Origin of the sequence: Cellulomonas chitinilytica (genome assembly GCF_016862675.1) — a bacterium.
Taxonomy (GTDB): domain Bacteria; phylum Actinomycetota; class Actinomycetes; order Actinomycetales; family Cellulomonadaceae; genus Cellulomonas; species Cellulomonas chitinilytica.
The window spans coordinates 1-3,241 of record NZ_BONK01000029.1 but is presented as its reverse complement, the minus strand read 5'-3'; the positions used below and the strand labels follow the sequence as shown (position 1 = coordinate 3,241).

General features: G+C 71.0%; 3 protein-coding genes and 1 pseudogene. 2 read left to right on the top strand and 2 right to left on the bottom strand.

Annotated features, from left to right (window positions below; genetic code table 11):
* Window positions 1–630: pseudogene (locus tag Cch01nite_RS22490) on the top strand (cellulose binding domain-containing protein); the annotation flags it as partial.
* An 84-nt stretch (window positions 631–714) separates the two neighbouring features.
* Window positions 715–1,746, top strand: a complete 1,032-nt coding sequence (locus Cch01nite_RS22485; RefSeq protein ID WP_239071259.1) for a polysaccharide deacetylase family protein — start codon at window positions 715–717, stop codon at window positions 1,744–1,746.
* 67 nt (window positions 1,747–1,813) lie between these two features.
* On the opposite strand, the gene Cch01nite_RS22480 is transcribed toward Cch01nite_RS22485, so the two are convergent.
* Window positions 1,814–2,074 carry a GlsB/YeaQ/YmgE family stress response membrane protein gene (locus Cch01nite_RS22480; RefSeq protein WP_203758753.1) on the bottom strand — a complete coding sequence of 87 codons (261 nt, stop codon included), beginning with the start codon at window positions 2,072–2,074 and terminating at the stop codon, window positions 1,814–1,816.
* Between the two features lie 61 nt (window positions 2,075–2,135).
* Complete coding sequence (locus Cch01nite_RS22475; RefSeq protein WP_239071247.1) at window positions 2,136–2,852, bottom strand: YqjF family protein; 717 nt, start codon at window positions 2,850–2,852, stop codon at window positions 2,136–2,138.
* Window positions 2,853–3,241 lie beyond the last annotated feature (389 nt).

Genomic DNA, 3,241 nt, shown 5'->3' with positions numbered 1-3,241 from the left:
AACGGCGGCGGCGGCGGGACGACCACACCTCCCCCGAACAACGGCGGCGGGGGCAACAACGGCTGCACCGTGAGCGTCACCAAGGGCGACGAGTGGTCCGACCGGTTCAACGTCAACTACACCGTCAGCGGCAGCAACAGCTGGACCGTGACCACCACCCTCAACGGCAGCCAGTCCGTGCAGAACAGCTGGAACGCCAACGTGAGCGGCAGCGGCAGCACCCGCACCATCACGCCGAACGGCTCCGGCAACTCGTTCGGGCTGACCCTCTACAAGAACGGCAACAGCTCCCTGCCGAGCGCGACGTGCTCGAGCTCGAGCAGCGGGGGAGGCGGCAGCACCACGCCGCCACCGAGCGGCGGAGGCGGCAGCTGCTCGGTGAGCGTCACCCGGGCCGACGAGTGGTCCGACCGGTTCAACGTCACCTTCGCGGTGAGCGGCAGCAGCTCGTGGGTCGTCACGGTGCGGCTCAACGGCAGCCAGTCCGTGCAGAGCAGCTGGAACGCCTCCGTCTCCAGCAACGGCTCGACCGTCACCGCCAGACCGAACGGATCCGGGAACAGCTTCGGGATCACGCTCTACAAGAACGGGAACAGCACGACCCCGTCGGCCAGCTGCTCGACGTCCTGACCGATGTGCGACGGGGGCGCCGGCCTCGCCGGCGCCCCTGCCTCGCGCGCCCCGTCCCTCGACACCAGCACGAAGGAGTGCACGATGTCCCGCAGTCCCCTCTCGACCGCCAGCACCCGGCGCCGCCGATCGGTGCGCGCCCTCCTCGGCCTCGCGGCGTCGACCGCTCTGGCCGCCGGCGCCGTGGTCGCCGCACAGCCGGCCACCGCGGCCTGGTCGGGCAGCTGCTCGGCCGGCTACGTCGGCCTCACGTTCGACGACGGGCCCAACGCCGGCACCACGAACCAGCTGATCAGCACCCTGACCTCGGCCGGCGCGACGGCCACGGTCTTCCCGACCGGCCAGAACGCGTCGAACAACCCGTCGCTCATGCAGGCCTACAAGAACGCGGGCCTGCAGATCGCGAACCACAGCTGGGACCACCCGCACCTGATCAACATGAGCCAGTCCGACATCCAGTCGCAGCTCTCGCGGACCCAGCAGGCCATCCAGCAGACCGCGGGCGTCACCCCGACCCTGTTCCGGCCGCCGTACGGCGAGTCCAACGCGACGCTGCGGGCCGTCGAGTCGTCGCTCGGCCTGCGGGAGATCATCTGGGACGTCGACTCGACCGACTGGAACAACGCCAGCGCCGCCACGATCCGCCAGGCGGCGGCCCGGCTGACGAACGGCCAGATCATCCTCATGCACGACTGGCCGGCCGCGACCCAGCAGGCGCTGCCGAACATCCTCAACGACCTCAAGTCCCGGAACCTGTGCCCGGGGCACATCTCGTCGAGCACGGGCCGTGCGGTCGCCCCGTCCGGCTCCGGTGGCGGTGGGCCGACGACGCCTCCCCCGACGGGCGGCGGCGGGAGCTGCACGGTCACGGTCACGAAGGCCAACGACTGGACCGACCGGTTCAACGTGAACCTCGCGGTCAGCGGCGCGAGCTCGTGGGTCGTCACGATCCGGCTCAACGGCAGCCAGGCGCTGCAGAACAGCTGGAACGCGTCCGTCTCGTCCAGCGGCAGCACGGTGACCGCCCGGTCGAACGGCTCCGGCAACAACTTCGGCATCACCGTCTACAAGAACGGCAACAGCAGCACGCCGAGCGCCACTTGCGCGACGGCCTGACGCACGTGCGGGTGGGGGTGCCGGCGGCCACCGGCACCCCCACCCGCACGTGGGGCGAACCGCAGGATCAGGCGGCGGAGCGACCTCGGGCCCAGCGCCAGATCGCCGTCACGATCACGGCGCCGACGATCGAGCCGATGATCCCGCTCGCCCGCAGCTCGAGCCCGTCCCCCGCGACGAGGCTCGCGAGCAGGCCGCCGACGAACGAGCCGACGAGACCGGCGACGATCGCCATGGTCCAGTCGATCCGCCCGGACTGCCGTCCGAGGATGAGCTGGGCAGCGGCACCGACGAGCATGCCGAACAGGATCAGGCCGAGGATCAGCATGCAGCCGACTGTAGGGCAGCAGGTCACACGCCGCCCAGGGTGCAGCAGGGCCGGCTCGGGACTAGCTCGGCGCGGCGAACCGGGCGTGCACGCCGGGCGAGTACAGCACGGAGTCCGGCGGGCGGGTCGCGATCCCGGGCAGCCCACCGGCGGCGACGAGCTCGTCGTCGAGGTCGACGAGGGTGGCACGACGCAGCGGCCACGGCTCGTGCTCGTTGGGCACGAACCGGGTGCGGCCGGCGATCCGGGTGTGCATGCCCCACCGGGCGGTGAGGAAGTCCGCGAGCGGGTCGCCGACGACGGGCTCACGGGTGGGCCGCACGACGATGCGGGTCGACGGCTTCGCACCCGTGAGCCTCGTCGAGCGGTAGTCGATCGCGTCCCCGGTGCGGCGGATGGACATCCGCGCCCACTCGTACGGCACGTTCATCACGGTCCGGGCGCCGAGCACGACGACGGCGCTCGACGCCTCGAGCGAGCGGAACAGGACGCCGCGCCGGCCGTCGTCGTCGACGGTGTAGAGGCGGACGTTGATCTCGGGGAACGTGCCGACGCACGGCAGGGCGGGTCCGGGTGCGACGGCGAACCGCTCCATCCGGAACGCGATGAGCCCGACCCACGACGAGCCGTCGTGCTCGTCGGGCCGGGTGCCGGGCGGGAGCAGCGGCGCGACGATCTCGGGGTCGACCCGCCAGTGCAGGAAGCTCAGCCGCACCCAGTCCTGGGACAGGATCACGCGGCCGGTGAGCGGGGGCGCGGTCGGCGTGACGGGGTCCACCCGGCCACCGTACGGACTGCCGGGGCCCAGGGCCCTGTCGACACAATGCGGGACTATCGAAACAATGCCCCGCTATCGAAACAATGGGAAAGTCTAACAAAGCCTTGACGCGAGTCGTAGCGCCCTGAACAATTGCCCAGGAACGGCTTCGACGTCGAGCGCCATGGCCTGACGCGGGCCGCCCGGAAGTGGAACGAGCCATTTCCGACGCGCGTGCACCGGAATGCATTCCTTGAATGCCCGGCGCCCTTTTTCAGCACAAAGGAGTGCACATGTTCGATCGATTGACCACCCACCGCGACGCCCCCCGGCGCCGGCGGACCCTGCGGGCCCTGCTCAGCATCGGCGCAGCGACTGCGCTGGTCGCGACGGCGATGGCACCGGCGTCA